Consider the following 17,337-nt stretch of genomic DNA (forward strand, 5'->3'; position numbering starts at 1 on the left):
GTTGATTAGTATTTTAGTTAAGCAACAGTCGTCGCGTGTGTAGGATTGTCGGATAAAAAGTTTCCTATAGTTTATCTGACTGAAACGCTGGGGTACTGATGTTCAAAGTCATTGTTATTGATGGGCAACCGCTTGTGCGAGCGGCTATTAAATCGATTCTAAGTCAAGATGACTTCGCCTGGGTAGCAGAGGCTAGTAATGGTACCGATGGCCTTGCCTTGGTACGTGAGCATAAACCTGATTTAGTGATTTTGGATATCCAGCTCTCCGGAATCGCGGGATTGGAGGTGATGCAGAAGATTTACAGCTTCGATAAGAGTATTGAAATCCTGGTGCTGACATCCTGTGCGGCGCGCCATTATTACAATCGTTGCCGTGCGGCGCGCGCGTCGGCGTTTTTGTCGAAAACGTGCACGGTTGAAGAGTTGCAAAGGACCGTCAACCTGTTAATGAAAGGCGGGGCTTATGTGCCTCATGGCATTGATCGACTGCCTGCGGTCAGTGACAGTTTCGCCAATGAGGCGCTACTTATCAATACGCTTTCCAACCGCGAGTTAATGACATTTGAGCTGCTTGTGCGGGGGATGAGTAATAAGGAGATAGCCAACCATTTGCAGCTAAGCAACAAGACAATCAGCACCTACAAGGCACGGCTACTGGAAAAGCTCAATGTCTTTTCTCTGGTTCATTTGTTCGAAGTTGCCAAGCGTAATGGCTTCGCGGACTAGATTGCTTTACGAAATATCAACAGTGACATCAACCCCGTCCTATTTTTACACAACTTATGATTAGTGACAGCCTGAGCGTTAATTTGGCGTTGGCCTTGCCCAGGCGCGAGTTGAATTTAAGAGTATTACAGGTTCGACGTAACCGTCCATGTTCATCCTACCTTTCCCTGCACACGCGCCACTTATAGAGGCTTCAGAGAAAATGTCGATTTTGGATCAGATATCCCATCGTTCGATTCAGTGGACTGATTGGCGTTGGCAGCAGAAAAGTGCCGTGCGCGATGAGCCATCGCTTCGCAAGGCTTGCGGCGGTTGGAGTGAAGAGGTGACTGCTCATATTGAACGCAACTTGCAAGATCGCAAGATGCAAATTACGCCGTACTATATTGATTTGATTATGCGTTCGCTCGATAGCGGTCAGGTGACGGACCATCCGCTGTGGCGACAGGTTGTGCCTTACTGGAATGAAAACGTGCCGGGTGACTATGACGGCACGTCGGAGAACTGGGAGTTGCATCATGAGATGAAAACCCCCATCTGCCAGCACAAGTACGATAACCGAGTTATCTTGCGGATGACCAACACCTGCAACGCGTACTGTCAGTTCTGCTTCGAAGCCCTGCGTACCTTGCAGGTCGATACCGAAAAGGCCAATGCCAACACCAACTCGTTCCTGGACTCGGTGGAGTACGTACGCAACAACCCGGCCATTGAAGAGGTCATCCTCAGCGGTGGTGACCCGCTGATGCTGTCCGACCGCCGATTGGAAGAGAACCTGGCAGCGTTGCGCTCGATCAGTGACGACCTGTTGATCCGTATTCATTCACGTGCCTTGAGCTTTAACCCCTTTCGCGTCACCGATTCGTTGATCGCAATGCTGGAGAAGTACAAGGTCAATGCCTTCGGCGTGCATGTGTGTCACCCGCTGGAGCTCAGCGACGATTTTGCCGCTGCGGTTAAACGTATCCAGAGTGTGGTGCCGATTGTCTTCTCCAATATGCCATTGTTGCGGGGTGTCAATGATGATGAAGCCACGTTGCATAAGCTGTTCATCGATCTTTATCGCTTGGGTGTAAAACCCTATTACCTGTACCACTTCATGCCGTTTTCCCCGGGCGCATCCGAGTATAAGGCCTCTATCGGCCACGCCATCGCCATCATGGGACGTCTCAAACGACGGGTCTCCAACATCGCAATGCCCGAATATGTGCTGCCGCACGCACAAGGCAAGTTCACCGTCCCGCTGCTGGATTTTGAGAAACCTGAAGATCTGCCGCACTTCGAAATCCGCGACGGGCAGCGCTATTACTGCTTTCGTAACTGGGAAAATCAATGGTGCAGTTGGCATGACGCCTGAACGGACTTACGGATTGAGGCAGTACCCATGATGAACCAAGACGCTATTCTTTTTATTGATATCGATGACAGTGCTTCTACTCGTTACCGCTACCGTGAACCACACTTTGCCGTCGCCCGTGAGCAAGGGCTGAAATGTTTGACGGCCGGATTATTGGGACGTCGTCATTTGCAACGGCTGTGTGATGACAGTGATCAAGTGTTCTTGCTGGAAACGCTCAGTGAAACGGCCATTATTGAGTTAATCGGTGAACTGGATGGGCGATACAACGTGCGCGCGATCTTCTGCCAGGCAGGTCACCCGTCTGCTCAAGGTGAGGTGGGTTGCATAGTCGCGCGCGTCTGCAAGCAGCTCGGTCTGGTGTACAGCCGCCCGGAAGCGATAGCAGTGTGCAATAACAAGTTCCTGATGCGCGGCGTGTTGAAACAGCATGGGCTGCGTTCGGTGCCGTCCGCGCTGTGCAACGACGAACAGGAACTCCAGCAAGGTGCTGCGCACGTGGGCTATCCACTGATCGCCAAACCTCCCTTTGGCGGTGCCTCGGCGTTTATCAAGAAGTGTTCCAACTGGGCGGAGCTACGCAGCCACTATGCGCATTTTGTAAGTGATCATGGCGCCGCGGCTTATGCGGACTTCTACGGCTGCGCGCACGCCTTGCCGTCTGAGGAAGGGCTTGGGCGTGACTATGTGCCAGGGCGTAGCATCTTGCTGGAAGGCTATATTCCCGGCATTGAAGGCAGTGTGGAATGTGTGATTGCGGGCGAACGGGTCTACCCGCTGCTGATCAATGAAAAATTACTGCTGACCGAGCGCAGCGGCACGGTCCTCGAGAACCTACTGATTTCTCCACCGACGTCGTTCAACCAGGCTCAGTGCGCACAGATCCGTCAGTATGCCGTTGACTGCTTGAACGCTACAGGGTTGACCAACGCCGTGGTGCATTTCGAGTTCCGGATGACTGAGGCGGGGCCTGTGGCCATTGAGATCAACCCGCGCCTGGGCGGCCTCTATGTCAACGCGGCATTCCGTGACATTGCGGCAATCAACCCTTACCACGTGTATCTCTCGCTACTGCTGGGCGAGCAGGGGATAGATGTGCAGCTGGGTGCCGCAGTGCAAAAGGTCGCCGACGCCCCGCAACGTTACGCGATGTTGGCGATCTATCCGGATCACAGTGGTCACTTTAAAGGTATTGAAGGTACGGGCTATCTGGCTGAAAACGAGCAGGTACTCGAATATGCCCAGCAAGAGGCCGGCGTTTGTATCGATGCAGATATCGAGGAACACTACTTGCTCAAATGCTGGGCCAAGGTTGACGATGCCGCAGACGCCCATGCCTTGCATGATGCGATAAAACAACACTTACGTGTGATCATCGATATGCCGGACGCAGGATAGCGCTATGGACATCTCACAGATTTCAGCGCACCTGCGCGAGCATCAGTACTGCCATCGCCGAGACTTTCGCGAGTTGATCGATGCTCAGCCCGGCGACGAGCAAAGCTTTCGCGCGTACTGGAACAATCTGGTGCGCGACGAGGCGTTCAGGGCGTACACCCATCGCGAGCGGCGCATTTTACGCTATCGCTTGTCGCCGTCCCGCCAGTTACAGATCGACAGGGATGCCGCGTTCAAATCGACGGTCACCTATGCCGTTAATTACCGCCAGGGCGTGAACCACCTAAGCTATTGCGAGGAGGGCTTTATCGAGCATCCACTCATGCGGAAGTTGTTGGCCACCGACCTTGCGGTGATTGCACCGCATCTTGGCGATCAGGCCTGCACGATTGATATTCATCAGTTCCGGGTACGGGCGGATGGGCAGTCGAGGAGCCCGACGACCTCAGGGATTCATCAGGACGGTTTGGATTGGGTGTTCATGCACTTTATAGGCGAGCGCAATACAGTGCCGGTGGTATCGCAGGTGTTTGCTGACGAGACGGAGCAACGCTGCATGCTCGACGTGGCAATGGAGCAGTTTCTCGAAACCATCGTGATCAATGATCGTGCTTACTTCCACCGCGCCGGTGACGTGAGAGCGCTGGTCGACACCGGGCCCGCCTGGCGCGATGTACTTCTGGTCAGTCTACGTAGGGTCGAAGAGGCGCAGCCGACATGAACGATGATCGACAGTTGTACCTATCGATCCGCAACGCACGCCTGATCATCTTTGCCCGCGGTGTTTCGGATTTCGGTGCATTCCTCAACCTGGTAGCGCTCTCCACCTATGTGTACTGGCTTAGTCAAAGCGTGGTGTTTGTCAGCATTTTCCTGGCGTGCCGGGTCACCGGCGGAATTGTCGCCAGCCTGTTTGGCATCCCGTTTTTTCGCCGCTTCGCCGGCCGTGGCACCTTGGCTGGGCTGGACTTGGCGAGGGCGTTGTTACTGATGCCGTTGTTGGTGCTGATACCGGCCCATCAACTTAACCTGTTGCCTTTTATCGCCTTTGGTATCGGACTGTGCAATTCGCTGTTCGCCATCGGCCTCAATAGCCAATTGCCCACCTGGGTCGCGCCAGAGCAACGGGTGAATACCAATGCATGGATCACCTCGGCGGCGGCCACCGGTGCGGTTTTCGGCAGTTTGCTCTCCGGCTTGCTGATCGCCACGGGAGGATTTGAAGCGGTGTTTGCCGCCAACATCGCTACCTATGTGATCGCCGCTTGCCTGGTTTTGCCTTTGCGCGCGCTGTACCGCTCGACCGTTGCCGCCCATCGCGGGCTCTCCGCCGAATGGCAGGAGTTGACCAAGGGGCTACGTGGCGCGCCGGTGCTGGCCGCCATGTTGCTGATCAGCATGCTCGACACCCTCGGCAGCGCGGCGCATAACGTCGGCTGGCCGGTACTGTCCCAGCTGATTTCGCCTGACACCGCGAAAACGGTCATGGGCTATCTGCTGGCGGTCTGGGCTTGTGGCAAGTTCGTTGGGGCACGACTGGCCAGCGTCGTATTGAGAGGCCGTAGCACCCACAGCATGGAGCGTTTATTCATGCTCGGCGTAGCGCTGATGTCCAGCGGTTTTGTCCTTACCTTTCAGCAAACCGAGCTATGGCTGGCACTGCTGCTGGTAGTGTGGGCGGGGTTAGGGGATGGGCTATCCGAGGTGGCGCTGATCTCTCGTGCGCAAAGCGAGCCTGATAGTCTGCGTTTGCCGTTATTCAGCTTATTGACGCTGATTCAGATGGCGGGCTTCGGCGTGGGGATGCTGGTGGCTGGGCCGTTCTATTTGGCCTGGACGCCGGCCCAAGTGATAATTTTATTCCATGGCTTGCCTTTAACTGCGCTGGTCATCATGGCGCTATGGATGAGAAGGCGAGCTTAGTTGCGTGAGTTGTCTCGGTTGCCTGTGTTAGATGCTACCGGAAGGATCGGCTGAATTGAGCTTAATCACAGCTATTCACTTGCTGTTGCGTCAGCTGTTTATGATGATTGGGCAAGGAAACGTAAATGTTACTGCTTTCTTTGCGCAGCTGACCATTAAGACCGGTAGCCATACGGACGGTGACTACTCAGGTGAGCGGCAGGCTGGCAGCTGTACAAGGTTTGGAAGATGGATTCTACGCAGGTAGAAACGCTGATCACGCAAAACTCTGAAATCGTGGACTACATGCGAATGCCACGGGGTAGATGTTTCGACTGTGCGGTAAAAGTGGCGAGTATATTACGCGCGTGCAACGTCCGGCATCGCATAGTAGGCATGTTGAAATGGGATTCTTTCACCCGTGAGACCGATACGCACTTTGTCGTGGCTGTCTATGGTCTGGAGGATGCATTTAAGCGTGACAATCCAGGACTGCAGGCCACTGCTGGAGTACTTCCAGCGCTAACGAAGTTGTTTAATGATTCGAGTGGCGCGAAGGCCGGAGTTTCGAATTTTCCGTGGTTTGGCGTGTCTGGCATTATTCGCATTCTATTGCTGCGTTGAAATGCTGTGGATTAATTCCATTCAATATTGATGTAAGTTGATGTGGTGCTGAATACCGCGCCGAGCATCTTTACGCCTTGTGATAAGTAAACACTGAGATCGCTCTGCGCTTATGAATTATGTAGATGAATATGTTAGCGCGCTCAGTAATCGCTCCTGTGGCCGCGACCTTGAGTATACGGCCGAATTCGTCGAGCTGGAGCAAGCTTCACGCACAGCCGAAACTGTTGAATACGGCGAGCATGTGTATGTCACCCAGGCTATAGATTGGCCGCACGTTGAGGCCCTATGTCGAGGTTTGTATGAACAGACACTGGACCTGCGGGTGATGGTGATTCTGGCGCGTGCGTTGCTTGACCGCTGTGGCTTGAATGGTTATCTGGGCGGTTTGCGCCTGGTGGCCTGGCTGGTGCGGCAACGCTGGGAAAGCGTGCACCCGCAATTAGTCGCCGAGGATCAGTTCGATCCATTGATTCGGATTAATACCCTGGCAGAGCTGGTGGTACCGTCCACCGTGATTGGCGTGCTCAAGCGTCAGGTATTGGCACGCACCGAGGACGGCCAAACCCTCTGCCTTGGGGACCTGGACACTATTAGTAGCACTGAGGGCGCGCAGCATAACGAGCAGTTGGCACTGTTGACCCAGTTGATAGAACCCAACTGCTCGACTGAATTAATGCGCAGTCTTGGGCTGATAAATGCTTTGCGCACTGTGTTTGATGAAATGACGGCGGATCTGGACGAAAAAACCGCTGTGCAGGGGATTTCACCTTTTCTTGGCTTAAGCAAATCGTTGCAAAAGTGGGGACGGGTGATCGAAGACCGTTTACGTTTAGTCGTGACGAAACGGCCATCGGTACAACCCTCAGAACGTGCATCTTCGGTCCCAAGGGCCCAAAACCACGAACGCACTGGCTCCACTTGTGACTCTCGGGAGGACGTGGTTCGCGCCTTGGATGCGATCTGCTCGTACTACCAACGGCATGAACCTTCAAGCCCGGTTCCCTTTTTGATTGCCAGGGTTCGCCGAATTACCACCATGAGTTTCATCGATATTATCGAGGAACTGGCACCTAACTCTGTTACCGACTTGCGCCGCTTGGGCGGCCGCGTCGCGGATTAATTAAACTTTTATCAGGTCGAGTCGTATGTCGAGTAATAACAGCGGTCAAAAATTCATTGGCCGGAACCGTGCGCCACGCGTGCAAATTGAATATGAAGTTGAACTGTACGGTGCAGAGAAAACCGTCGCCATTCCGTTTGTTAACGGTGTGTTTGCTGATTTGTCAGGGGCGAATCGCAGTCTGTTGCCAATGTTCTCTGAACGTAAGTTTCTGGATATTGATATTGATAACTTTGATGACCGCATGGGGGCGATCAAGCCTCAAGTAAAAATGACGGTGCCGAATAAACTCAGCGGTGACGGCCACCTGGCGATTTCCCTGAGCATGAGCACGATGGAAGATTTTTCCCCGGGTGCGGTCGCACGCAATGTCGAACCGTTGCGCGAGTTACTTGAAGCGCGCAATCAACTGGCAAACTTGTTGACGTACATGGATGGTAAAAGCGGTGCTGAGCAATTGCTGGCTCAATTACTGGAAGACCCGGTGTTAATGGCCTCGTTACTGGCACAGAGCAATCCGCCTGCCGATGCGGCAATGGATGTTTGACGCGTATTTTCCATTCTTATTTGAGCAGGTGTAACCCATGTCTGGTGTTGTTCAGCAGTCCATTCCAGTCGTCGTCTCCAACAGTGAGTTTAATGATCTGTTGCAACGCGAATTCAAACCTCGCAGTGAGCAGGCCCGGGGCCTGATTCAGTCGGCCGTGCATACGCTGGCCAAGCATGCATTGCGCAATACTCAGCTGATTGCCGATGACACGTTAAGTACCATTTCAGCGTTAATCGCCGAGATTGATCAAAAACTCGCCGAGCAAGTCAATGTTGTGTTGCATCACCCCAATTTTCAAGCCGTTGAATCGGCCTGGCGGGGCCTGGAATATCTGGTCAGCAACACGGAAACCGACGAGCAATTGAAAATCAGGTTTTTCAATGCATCGAAGGCTGAAGTCGCTCATGAGTTGAAAAAATTCAAAGGCGCGGCGTGGGACCAAAGCCCGCTGTTCAAGAAAATTTATGAGCATGAATACGGGCAGTTTGGTGGTGAACCGTTTGGAGTGTTGATTGCCGATTACTATTTTGATCACAGCCCGCCGGATATGGCGTTGCTCGCCTCTATGGCCAAGATTGCAGCGGCGGCCCATGCGCCGTTGATCAGTGCGGCCATGCCAAGCGTGCTGATGATGGATTCCTGGCGTGAACTGGCCAACCCACGTGATCTGACGAAGATCTTTCAAACCGCTGATTATGCGGCGTGGCGCAACCTGCGCACTAGTGAAGACTCGCGCTATGTGGGGCTGACAATGCCGAGATTTCTTGGGCGAATTCCGTACGGCGCTAAAACGGCCCCGGTGGACGAATTCGCTTTCGAGGAAGTGACCGATGGGCAGGCCGACAATTATCTGTGGACCAACGCGGCTTACGCCATGGGCGTCAGTATTAACCGATCGTTCAAAGAATATGGCTGGTGCTCACGTATTCGCGGGATTGAATCGGGCGGCGCGATCAGTGATTTGCCCCTGCACACCTACCCAACTGAAGACGGCGGCGTGGACATGACGTGCCCCACGGAAATCGCGATCAGCGACCGACGTGAGTTGGAGTTGGCGAAGAACGGTTTTATGCCTTTGGTGCATTGCAAAAATTCGACGCTGGCGGCCTTTATCGGTGCGCAGTCGCTGCACCAGCCCCAGGAATACAGTGATCCCGACGCGACAGCCAACGCGAAGCTGTCTGCGCGCCTGCCTTACTTGTTTGCCACGTGCCGTTTCGCGCATTACCTCAAGTGCATCGTGCGCGACAAGATCGGTTCGTTCAAATCACGCGCCGAAATGGAGACCTGGCTTAACAACTGGATTATCCGTTACGTCGAGCGCAACCCAAGTACCGCGACGGATGCCGATAAGGCACGCAAACCATTGGCCAGTGCCGAGGTTGTGGTCGAGGACATTGTGGAGAATCCAGGGTTTTACCAAGCCAAATTTTATTTGCGCCCGCATTACCAATTGGAAGGCCTGACCGTCTCGCTGCGCCTGGTTTCTCAACTGCCCTCCGTCAAGAACTGAGGCCGACGAGTTTAGCGCTCGAACTGTTATTTAACGCACTATTTTCCTGAACCAGAAGGCTCATCATGATTGCTCTCAAGTTTGAAACCGAGATTAAAGGCACCTGCACCGAAGCGAACCATAAGGGCGAGATCGTTATTGACTCGTATTCTTTTGGTTCTTCCCGTTATGTAGCGATTAATGACGGCGAGCGTCAAACCGGCGTTTCGAATATTTCGGAAATGAGCCTGACGAAGTCCACCGATATTTCTTCCCCCGATCTGTTTCTGCAATCGACCAACGGCAAGTCCTTGGGCGTGGCCACGCTGACGGTGCTGCAGACCGGCGGCAGTACGGAAGATACGCAGCCGTATTTAATTATTACCTTGAGTGATGCGCTGCTCACCAGCTATGTCATTGAAGGTTCCAAGAGTCGCCCGACCGAGCGCCTTCATTTGAGCTTCACCAAAATCAAATTCAAATACGTTGAGTTCAACGGCAATACCAAGAACGGCGATGTTGAAAAAACCTACGATTTGCTGGCCAAAAAAGCCGGTTGATAGGTTTCTTCGGTTGTTTGATAACCGCCCAATAGTCTGTTGAGGTTTCTGTATGTCTATTGCCACAGCATCACTGCTGGATCGTTTGACCAGCTCTACCGGTGCCTATGGCAATGACCTAACGGCGCCTCCAGACGGTGTAGGGCGGTTATGTCATGAGTTGGCACAGTTGTTCAATTCAACAGGGTTGGGCTGCTTTTATGAACTGAGCGGGCAGCCGCGGGTTGCCCGCTCGGTACTCAATTGTGGTCTCGGTAATTTTGCGGGTGTGCTGTTGTCGAGCGTTGACCTCAAAGCACTGGAACTTCGTATCCGTACCTTGATTCGAGATTTTGAACCCCGGGTGCTCAGCCATACTTTGCAGGTACAACTGTTGCCTGGTTCTGGTAGCTCTAGCTATTTCAAGTTTTTGTTACAAGGCGAAACCCGCCACCGCGCCTCGCAGTGGTCGTTTCGGTTGCAGGCTTCGTGGAATACCGAGAGCGGTGAAGTGAGCGTCCAGCCATATGGCAAGCATCATGGATGATCGCCTATTACGTTTGTATGAGCGCGAGCTAAGTTTTTTGCGCGAGGCGGGCAGTGAGTTCGCCAGGGATTACCCGAAGGTGGCCAGCGCTTTGGGGTTGGGCCCTGACGAGGTCACCGACCCGTCGGTGGAGCGCTTGCTCGAAGGCTTGAGTTTTCTCACCGCCCGCGTGCAACTGCAAATGGAGGCGGAATTTCCAACGTTCACACAGAACCTGTTGGCGTTGATTCAACCACAGTTTTTGCTGCCGGTGCCCTCAATGGCGGTGGTCCAGTTTGCTCCGGACCTGCAAGAGGGCAGCTTGGCGTCGGGCTATACCCTCCCCAGCGATACGGCCCTGCGGTCAAGCCTGGATCGCGAGGGGCAAGTGCCTCGTTGCGAGTTCAGAACCCTTGCGCCGGTCACGTTGTGGCCGATTCGTCTGGAATCTGTGGGCTACCTTCCTAGTTCCCGATTGCTTAAAGGTTTGCCGTCGGCATTGGCCGATCAAGCCGTGTCTGCGTTGCGCTTGAATGTACGCACGACCTCGGGCCTACGCTTCCAGCAATTGGCACTTGAGGCGCTGACATTGTTTCTGCCTGGCAGCGATTCATTGCCGATGGTTTTACAGGAGGCGTTGCTGGCACATGCGTGTGGCGTACTCGTGCGACCGGCCGAAAGTGATGCACCCTGGGAACATTTGATCGAACCGCACCAGATAACGCAAACCTATCGGGAGCCCGGCGAGGAGGGGCGGCAAGTACCCTTATCGTTGAGCCATTCAGCGTTTGCCCAGCTGAGACAGTTTTTGGCGTTCGCGCCTGCCCAAAGATTTGTGACTTTAGGCGGATTAGGGCCGGCGGTGCGCGCATGTCGCACTGATCAGCTGGAGTTGGTGATTCTATTTCGGCCACTCACGTTACCGCTCCCCGCACGTTTGGATGTCAGCAGTTTTGCGCTGTTCTGTGCGCCGGCGATCAACCTGTTTGCCAAGTATACCGACCACGTTGCGTACGACCCGCATCGCCAAGAGTTGCCGGTGGTTGTCGACAAGTCCAATCGTCTGGCCCACGAGGTGCTGGACGTTCTCTCGGTGCATGGTTATTGCGCTGGGTCCAGGGAACGGCTGGTGTTTTTGCCTCTCTATGCGCCTCAGGCACTGGCTGGCAGCGGTGTGCAACCGGCGGGTTTCTATCAGTTGCATCGCGGTCTGAGCCGCAGGCCCGACAGGGCGATGAGCCGTGAGTCCAACTATCAAGGCAGCGAGGTCAGCCTATCGTTGGTTATCGCTTCGCTTCCCGAAGGCGAGAGTGACCTTCAGCAACTCGCGCTGAAAGTACGGTGCTCCAATCGTGATTTACCGTTGAGGATGCCACTGGGGCAGGGCAACACGGATTTTGCACTCGATGTCAGTGCGCCAGTTTTGTCCGTGCGCTGTGTCGCCGGTCCCTCCAAGCCGGTACCCGCGCCGCTTCAGGGGGAGCGGCAATGGCAAGCGATACGCCATCTTTCGCGCAACTTTTTGCCGTTGGCCGAAGAGGATGGCAAGGCGGGCGCGCGGGCGCTGTGCGATCTGCTGTCCTTATACATCGCCGACGATAGCGTGAGCAGCAGGCTGTTACAGGCTATCCATTCGTTGCGTGCACAGGTGACCACACGACGGCTTCCGGGGCCCGGCCCGGTGACGTTTGGCCGAGGGTTAAAACTCATATTGACGCTGGACGACGGTGCTTGTGAGAGCACAGGAACCTACGCGTTCGGCTCGATACTGGAGGCGTTCTTCGCACATTACTCCGCACTTAACTCGTTTACCGAGACCGAGCTGCACAGTGGGACACGTGGTCATATCAAAACATGGCGGGCGAGGGCGACTCAATGCATGACCTTGTGACTCGCCGACCCTCTTTAGGTCAATGGCCATGGCGCTATGAATTTTTCAGTGCCATGCGCTGTATTGAGTCTGCCTACCCGCAGATGCCACGCTGGGGGACCGCTGACCATCTGCGCGACGACCCTGTGCGTCTGGCGCAGCAAGTGTCCCTGGCGTTTCAGCCGGCGATGATTGCCGGTTGGCGCTTGCGTGAAGGGCAAGCGGCCTGCCTGATGGTCAATTTCTTCGGTTTGACCGGCGTTAATGGGCCGATGCCATTACATTTCAGTGAAAGGCTATTGTCGTTGCAGGTCAATCATAACGACCCTGGCGCCGCGCATTTTCTAGATGTCTTTCATCATCGATTGTTGAGTCTGCTCTACCGCAGTTGGGCCATGGCTCGCCCGGTGGTGTCGGCTGATCGGCCAGCACACGATCGCTTTCGCGACTACGTATCGGCTTTCTCACCCGCACGAATGAGCGCATTGCCCGGGGCTGGAACTTATTACGTCAACCAGATGGTCGACCAGCGACGCAGTGCTCGCGGTTTACTTGCGATGGTCAGGGACTTTTTGCAGGTGCCGGTCAGTGTGCAAACCTTGGTGGGACGGCGTGCAGCCTTAGAGCCTGAGCAATGCCTCAGGCTCGGACGTCAGCGGGAGTCCAGCCAACTTGGCGTGGCAACGCTAGTGGGCAAGCATGCCTGGAATGTCCAACACAGTTTTACGCTGCAACTGGGGCCACTGTCGTGGTGCGATTACCAGAGGCTTTTACCCGGCGCAGCGTTCCTCTTGCCGCTCTATCAGTTGGTCGAGCGTTATGTCGGCCGCACTTTTCAATGGGACCTTCAATTACAGCTCGATCCTGTACAGGTCGTGCAGTTGCGCCTGGGAAGCCAATTGCCGCTGGGCCAGGCAACCTGGTTGGCGGCTGGCGGCGAGCCGCGCAGGTATCGGCATTGGCGTTTCACAGCGGCACGCTTTTTTCAGTGACTGATTCAGGAGCAAAGGCATATGCCGGCACAAGTGGTCATGGGGGCTTCGTTGCGTTGCTCCTTCGGCAATACGCAAGCCAAGTTGATTGTACTGCCCATCAATCGGGTGTTTGCCGAGGGGCAATTGGCGGCGACCATCATGGATCACCTGCCGATGGTCAACATTTGCTCGTTTGGAATGTGCAGTTCCCTGGCCAACCCACAGGTCGCGGCGGCGACATCGGCAGCGATGGGGGCATTGACGCCGATGCCGTGTTTGCCGGTAACGGTCACGCCATGGATTCCCGACGTTACAAAGACCTTGATTGGCAAACTCCCAGCTTTGGGCAGTACCGCAACCTGCTCCTGCACCTGGGCAGGCCTGATTCAGGTTGCGGATCCAGGTACCCGGAAAACACTGATTTCATGATTAAGCGAGTCGAATGATGAGCAGCTTCAAGGCTAGTCAGATCAAGGCGCCTTCAGCGGCTGGCACGTTATCGCTGATTCATTTTGAAGCGAGCGAGGGCCTGAGCACGCTCGCGCAATACACCCTTGAGGTACAGGGCAGCAAAACCGAGTTGGACGCCAATCGTTTGCTCGGCCAGACACTGGGTGTCGGCTTGAGTGCTTCCGATGGCGGTGTGCGCTGGGTACACGGGCATATCAGCGCGGTGGCCCAGGATGATCGATTTGGCCAGCAGGGGCGCTACACGCTGACGTTGCGCCCGTGGCTGTGGTTATTGACGCTGGCGAGCCACAATCGTTTTTTTGAGGAAAAAACGGTAGTCGAGGTGCTGACGGCGGTGCTGGAGGAGTACCCGGGTAGGGTGGACTGGCAAGTGACGGGACGCTATGATTCCTTGGAGTACTGCGTGCAGTACTGCGAAAGCGATTTCGATTTTTTCAGCCGATTGATGGAGCGTGCAGGGCTTTATTATTTTTTCACTTTTAAAGACGGTAGCCACGAGCTGGTTATCGTCGATGCCATGAGCGCCCACAAAACGGCAGCTCACTGCGACAAAATGAGCTACAGACCGCACCAGCCCCACTTCATCGCCAGCGTTTTCAGTTGGGTATCGCGGTCTGAAATGACGACGGGAAAGGTCTCGCTGCATGACTACGATTTCAGCAAGGCCAACAGCCGTGAGGCTAGCGTTCAACGCGGCGAAAGCGCTGTGGCTGCCGGTTATGAGCTGGACGATTATGAGCGGTCGTCGTACCCCGGTTTCTTTGCCGATCAGCGTGCCGGCGATGCATTCGCCAAGGTACAGGCGCAGGCTCTGCTCGCCCGCCAATGCGTGGCGCACGCGACCCACTCGACACCCTACCTGACGCCTGGTCACCGCTTCGAACTCACCGATCATCCGCAGTCGGCTCATAACGCCAAATACCTGGTGGTGCGATCGACCCTGACAGGCAGTTGCCCGGAGTCGACGGGTGGGCTTGGCGAGCTTCGTTTTGAAGGCTGGGTTGAGGTGATCAAAACCAGCCAGATATTCCGTGCGCCCATTCGCACACCAACGCCGGTCATTAGCGGGCCGCAGACCGCCTTTGTGGTGGGTAAATCCGGCGAGCCACAGTGGGTAGATAAGCATGGCCGGGTCAAGGTGCAATTTCATTGGGATAGCAGCGGCAAGGAAAACGAAAACTGCTCCTGCTGGGTACGTGTCGCCCAGCCGATGGCTGGCAAACGCTGGGGCGCAATGTTCTTGCCGCGGGTAGGGCAGGAGGTGGTGGTGCAGTTTCTGGACGGCAGCCCGGACCGACCTCTGGTGGTCGGCGGCGTTTATAACGCTGGAACTCGGCCACCTTGGGATTTACCTGACCAGGCTTCACGCTCTGGCTTCAAGTCGCAATCGCTTGGCGACCAGCAGATGTACAACGAGCTGCGTTTTGAAGACAAGAAGGACGCAGAACAACTGCTGATTTATGCGGGGCGCAACCAGGATGTCACGGTGGGCAATGACGCGTTCGTCAGTGTGGGCAACGATTGGCATATCAGCACGGGAGCCAACCAGTTCGTCAAGGTTGCCAAGGACCTGCACGAGTCGGTGGAAGGCAGTCGCAATGTCAAGGTAAGCAAGGACTGCTCGTTGAGTATTGACGGGGACAGCCACTCACAAGTTGAGGGCAAACAGTATTTGACCGCAGGCAGTGTGGACCTCAAAGGTCAGCAAACGATCACCCTTGAAGCCGGCAGTGAGTTGGTGCTCAAGGTCGGTTCAAGCTCCTTGGTACTCAGCGCTTCGGGCGTGGCGATCAATGGCGTCCAAGTCACGATTGACGGCTCTGCAAAGGTCGATATCAACGGCGGTGGCGGTGGTGCTGCTACCGGTGCTGATGCAGCTCAGCCCGTCGCTGCAACACTGCCGGAGGAAGCCGACAATGGTCAGGCTTGAGTCGTTGGCACGGTGGTGGCTGGCGAGCGGATTGCTGGCGTGCATGACCGGTTGCAGCTTCTTGGCCGAGCCCGTACCTGAGCCCGTCGCGGACCCTCACCTGACCCTTGCCTTGCAGACGTCTCTGGACACCAATCGCAACCTTTACGGCAGGCCATCGCCGGTGCGGGTGCAGGTGTTTCAATTGCTGCGTCGTCAAGCCTTCGAGCAAGCCAGCCTGGCTCAATTGAGTTCGGCGGCCGAGCAGGTTTTACGCGCTGACTGGTTGGGGCAGGAGGTGGTTGTGCTGCGCCCCGGCGAACGTTATCGCTACCACTTCATCCCCGAATCACGCATGCGCTACATCGGCATCATTGCCGAGTACCGCGATATTGATCAGGCGCGCTGGCGAGCCGTCACCTTGCTGGATCAACGCAAGACCCCAGAGCTATCCGTCCAGATCGGACGGCATGCCATCGAGTTCATGGCCCCTCAATGATAGAGCTACAAACGAATGATTAACCAACCTAAAGTCGTGTGGTCCGAAGGCATGTTCCTTCAGCCTCAACACTTCCAACAACACGAACGCTACATTCAAGCTCAACTGGTTCAAGCACTGCGTGCACTGCAAGTCGATGCCTGGGGGTTTACCGCGCTTAAAATTGACAAGGGGCAGTTGGCGCTGGGGTCCATAGTATTGTCCGAGTGCGCAGGCGTGCTGCCGGATGGCAGTTTTTTTGTGCTTGGCGACGATGAACTGGCGTTGTTGCGCTACACAGTGGTGGAAGGGGAGCGGGACCAGCCGGTGGTATTGGCGCTGGCGCTGCAACGCGGTCACGGTGTGGACACGGAAACGGCGCCTTCTGCCGACAGCCTCGCGCGCTATCGGGTGGTTGAGGCGTGCGTCCCTGATAGCAACGTACAGGGCAGTGAGGTGGCGACGTTGCAGTTGGGTCAACTGAACATGAAGTTGGCGCGTGAGCAGGATGTGGTGGTCTCCCATGTGTTTTTACCTGTCGCCAGGGTGCTTGAGCGTTCACCCGGGGGACAAGTGTTATTGGATGAGGAGTTTATTGCGCCGGTTATGGCCTGGCGGCGTTCGCCAAAGCTTGCGGAGTTTGTCGATGACATCATCGGGCGTGTTCGCCAGCGCGCCTTTACGCTGGCGGCGAACCTCGGCGTGCAGGGGTTGGGCGGGGTTTCCGAAGTACAGGACTTTTTGATGCTGCAAACGCTCAATCGCGCTCAACCCTTGCTGGTACAACTGGCCAGTCGCGACGGATTGCACCCCGAGCAGCTCTATCGTTCGCTGGTAACGTTGGCGGGTGATCTGGCCATTTTTGTTGAAGAGAATAAGCGGCCCAAGCAATACCCAATCTACCGCCACGATCAATTGGCCGACTGCTTTACACCAGTGATTCAGGACCTTCGTCATGCCCTGAGTGCTGAAGCCGGCTCCGATGTGGTTCCGCTGGCGTTGAGTGACAGAGAGTTGGGGGTACGCTTTGCGTCGGTGCCCGACTCGCAGCTGTATCGATCGGCGCGTTTCGTGCTGGCTGTACGCGCGCAACTGCCTGACGATGAGCTGCGTAAACGTTTCCCGCACAACCTGAAAATTGGCCCGATCGAGTGTATGCGTGACCTGGTTGACCTGCAGTTACCCGGTCTGAAGGTGCATGTATTGCCTGCCGCGCCACGTGAGCTGCCGTATTACGCAGGCTTCAGTTATTTCGAACTGGAAAGTGAACATCCCTTGTGGGCTGGCTTGAGCAGCAGCGCCGGGTTTGGTTTGCATCTTGCCGGGGATTTTCCAGGGTTGCAGTTGGCTTTCTGGGCCATTAAGGCTGGCCAATGAGTACCGCTAAGCCAGGTTA

General features: G+C 55.4%; 16 protein-coding genes. All 16 read left to right on the forward strand.

The annotated features are described in order from the left end of the window. Positions 1 to 98: 98 nt before the first annotated feature. The 16 genes from AC07S6_RS03075 to tssK all read left to right on the forward strand — a co-directional run bounded on the left by AC07S6_RS03075 (position 99) and on the right by tssK (position 17,318). Positions 99 to 728, forward strand: coding sequence for a response regulator transcription factor (locus AC07S6_RS03075; protein ID WP_047710944.1), 630 nt, complete (start codon positions 99 to 101; stop codon positions 726 to 728). Positions 729 to 876: 148 nt separating this feature from the next. Continuing rightward, the gene (locus AC07S6_RS03080; RefSeq protein ID WP_495111665.1) at positions 877 to 2,085 is read left to right on the forward strand and encodes a KamA family radical SAM protein; all 1,209 of its coding nucleotides are present in this window, start codon (positions 877 to 879) and stop codon (positions 2,083 to 2,085) included. 27 nt (positions 2,086 to 2,112) lie between these two features. Beyond that, entirely contained in the window at positions 2,113 to 3,483 is a 1,371-nt protein-coding gene (locus tag AC07S6_RS03085) for an ATP-grasp domain-containing protein (RefSeq protein WP_495111666.1), read from the forward strand. A 4-nt stretch (positions 3,484 to 3,487) separates the two neighbouring features. After that, positions 3,488 to 4,204, forward strand: a complete 717-nt coding sequence (locus tag AC07S6_RS03090) for a 2OG-Fe dioxygenase family protein (RefSeq protein WP_495111667.1) — start codon at positions 3,488 to 3,490, stop codon at positions 4,202 to 4,204. Then, complete coding sequence (locus AC07S6_RS03095; RefSeq protein WP_495111668.1) at positions 4,201 to 5,406, forward strand: MFS transporter; 1,206 nt, start codon at positions 4,201 to 4,203, stop codon at positions 5,404 to 5,406. Before AC07S6_RS03090 ends, AC07S6_RS03095 begins: the two co-directional genes overlap by 4 nt. Before the next feature lie 715 nt (positions 5,407 to 6,121). Next, positions 6,122 to 7,132, forward strand: a complete 1,011-nt coding sequence (gene tssA / locus AC07S6_RS03100; protein ID WP_495111669.1) for a type VI secretion system protein TssA — start codon at positions 6,122 to 6,124, stop codon at positions 7,130 to 7,132. A gap of 25 nt (positions 7,133 to 7,157) precedes the next feature. After that, positions 7,158 to 7,679 carry a type VI secretion system contractile sheath small subunit gene (gene tssB, locus AC07S6_RS03105; protein WP_495111670.1) on the forward strand — a complete coding sequence of 174 codons (522 nt, stop codon included), beginning with the start codon at positions 7,158 to 7,160 and terminating at the stop codon, positions 7,677 to 7,679. A gap of 37 nt (positions 7,680 to 7,716) precedes the next feature. Continuing rightward, positions 7,717 to 9,195, forward strand: coding sequence for a type VI secretion system contractile sheath large subunit (tssC, locus tag AC07S6_RS03110; protein ID WP_202691773.1), 1,479 nt, complete (start codon positions 7,717 to 7,719; stop codon positions 9,193 to 9,195). A gap of 65 nt (positions 9,196 to 9,260) precedes the next feature. Further along, on the forward strand, positions 9,261 to 9,734 hold the full coding sequence (locus AC07S6_RS03115; RefSeq protein ID WP_047710936.1) for an Hcp family type VI secretion system effector: 474 nt from the start codon (positions 9,261 to 9,263) through the stop codon (positions 9,732 to 9,734). Positions 9,735 to 9,786: 52 nt separating this feature from the next. Further along, the gene (locus AC07S6_RS03120) at positions 9,787 to 10,260 is read left to right on the forward strand and encodes a GPW/gp25 family protein (protein WP_082642599.1); all 474 of its coding nucleotides are present in this window, start codon (positions 9,787 to 9,789) and stop codon (positions 10,258 to 10,260) included. Beyond that, complete coding sequence (tssF, locus tag AC07S6_RS03125; protein ID WP_495111671.1) at positions 10,253 to 12,130, forward strand: type VI secretion system baseplate subunit TssF; 1,878 nt, start codon at positions 10,253 to 10,255, stop codon at positions 12,128 to 12,130. Before AC07S6_RS03120 ends, tssF begins: the two co-directional genes overlap by 8 nt. After that, positions 12,094 to 13,101, forward strand: a complete 1,008-nt coding sequence (tssG, locus tag AC07S6_RS03130; RefSeq protein WP_495111672.1) for a type VI secretion system baseplate subunit TssG — start codon at positions 12,094 to 12,096, stop codon at positions 13,099 to 13,101. The genes tssF and tssG overlap by 37 nt, the downstream gene beginning before the upstream one ends. 21 nt (positions 13,102 to 13,122) lie before the next feature. Further along, on the forward strand, positions 13,123 to 13,512 hold the full coding sequence (locus tag AC07S6_RS03135; RefSeq protein ID WP_178116058.1) for a DUF4280 domain-containing protein: 390 nt from the start codon (positions 13,123 to 13,125) through the stop codon (positions 13,510 to 13,512). Between the two features lie 16 nt (positions 13,513 to 13,528). Beyond that, complete coding sequence (locus AC07S6_RS03140) at positions 13,529 to 15,484, forward strand: type VI secretion system Vgr family protein (RefSeq protein WP_248091378.1); 1,956 nt, start codon at positions 13,529 to 13,531, stop codon at positions 15,482 to 15,484. After that, on the forward strand, positions 15,471 to 15,962 hold the full coding sequence (gene tssJ / locus AC07S6_RS03145) for a type VI secretion system lipoprotein TssJ (RefSeq protein WP_495111673.1): 492 nt from the start codon (positions 15,471 to 15,473) through the stop codon (positions 15,960 to 15,962). Before AC07S6_RS03140 ends, tssJ begins: the two co-directional genes overlap by 14 nt. A 15-nt stretch (positions 15,963 to 15,977) precedes the next feature. Further along, positions 15,978 to 17,318 carry a type VI secretion system baseplate subunit TssK gene (gene tssK, locus AC07S6_RS03150; protein ID WP_495111674.1) on the forward strand — a complete coding sequence of 447 codons (1,341 nt, stop codon included), beginning with the start codon at positions 15,978 to 15,980 and terminating at the stop codon, positions 17,316 to 17,318. Positions 17,319 to 17,337 lie beyond the last annotated feature (19 nt).

Source organism: Pseudomonas sp. GW821-FHT07B01 (assembly GCF_059419065.1).

Bases quoted from the DNA above. Each gene is read 5' to 3' on its own strand.
- tssK (WP_495111674.1), top strand. From the start codon at position 15,978: ATGATTAACCAACCTAAAGTCGTGTGGTCCGAAGGCATGTTCCTTCAG.
- AC07S6_RS03135 (WP_178116058.1), top strand. From the start codon at position 13,123: ATGCCGGCACAAGTGGTCATGGGGGCTTCGTTGCGTTGCTCCTTCGGC.
- AC07S6_RS03120 (WP_082642599.1), top strand. From the start codon at position 9,787: ATGTCTATTGCCACAGCATCACTGCTGGATCGTTTGACCAGCTCTACC.
- tssG (WP_495111672.1), top strand. From the start codon at position 12,094: ATGGCGGGCGAGGGCGACTCAATGCATGACCTTGTGACTCGCCGACCC.
- AC07S6_RS03080 (WP_495111665.1), top strand. From the start codon at position 877: ATGTTCATCCTACCTTTCCCTGCACACGCGCCACTTATAGAGGCTTCA.
- AC07S6_RS03115 (WP_047710936.1), top strand. From the start codon at position 9,261: ATGATTGCTCTCAAGTTTGAAACCGAGATTAAAGGCACCTGCACCGAA.
- tssB (WP_495111670.1), top strand. From the start codon at position 7,158: ATGTCGAGTAATAACAGCGGTCAAAAATTCATTGGCCGGAACCGTGCG.
- AC07S6_RS03085 (WP_495111666.1), top strand. From the start codon at position 2,113: ATGATGAACCAAGACGCTATTCTTTTTATTGATATCGATGACAGTGCT.
- tssA (WP_495111669.1), top strand. From the start codon at position 6,122: ATGAATTATGTAGATGAATATGTTAGCGCGCTCAGTAATCGCTCCTGT.
- AC07S6_RS03090 (WP_495111667.1), top strand. From the start codon at position 3,488: ATGGACATCTCACAGATTTCAGCGCACCTGCGCGAGCATCAGTACTGC.
- tssC (WP_202691773.1), top strand. From the start codon at position 7,717: ATGTCTGGTGTTGTTCAGCAGTCCATTCCAGTCGTCGTCTCCAACAGT.
- tssF (WP_495111671.1), top strand. From the start codon at position 10,253: ATGGATGATCGCCTATTACGTTTGTATGAGCGCGAGCTAAGTTTTTTG.
- AC07S6_RS03095 (WP_495111668.1), top strand. From the start codon at position 4,201: ATGAACGATGATCGACAGTTGTACCTATCGATCCGCAACGCACGCCTG.
- AC07S6_RS03075 (WP_047710944.1), top strand. From the start codon at position 99: ATGTTCAAAGTCATTGTTATTGATGGGCAACCGCTTGTGCGAGCGGCT.
- tssJ (WP_495111673.1), top strand. From the start codon at position 15,471: ATGGTCAGGCTTGAGTCGTTGGCACGGTGGTGGCTGGCGAGCGGATTG.
- AC07S6_RS03140 (WP_248091378.1), top strand. From the start codon at position 13,529: ATGAGCAGCTTCAAGGCTAGTCAGATCAAGGCGCCTTCAGCGGCTGGC.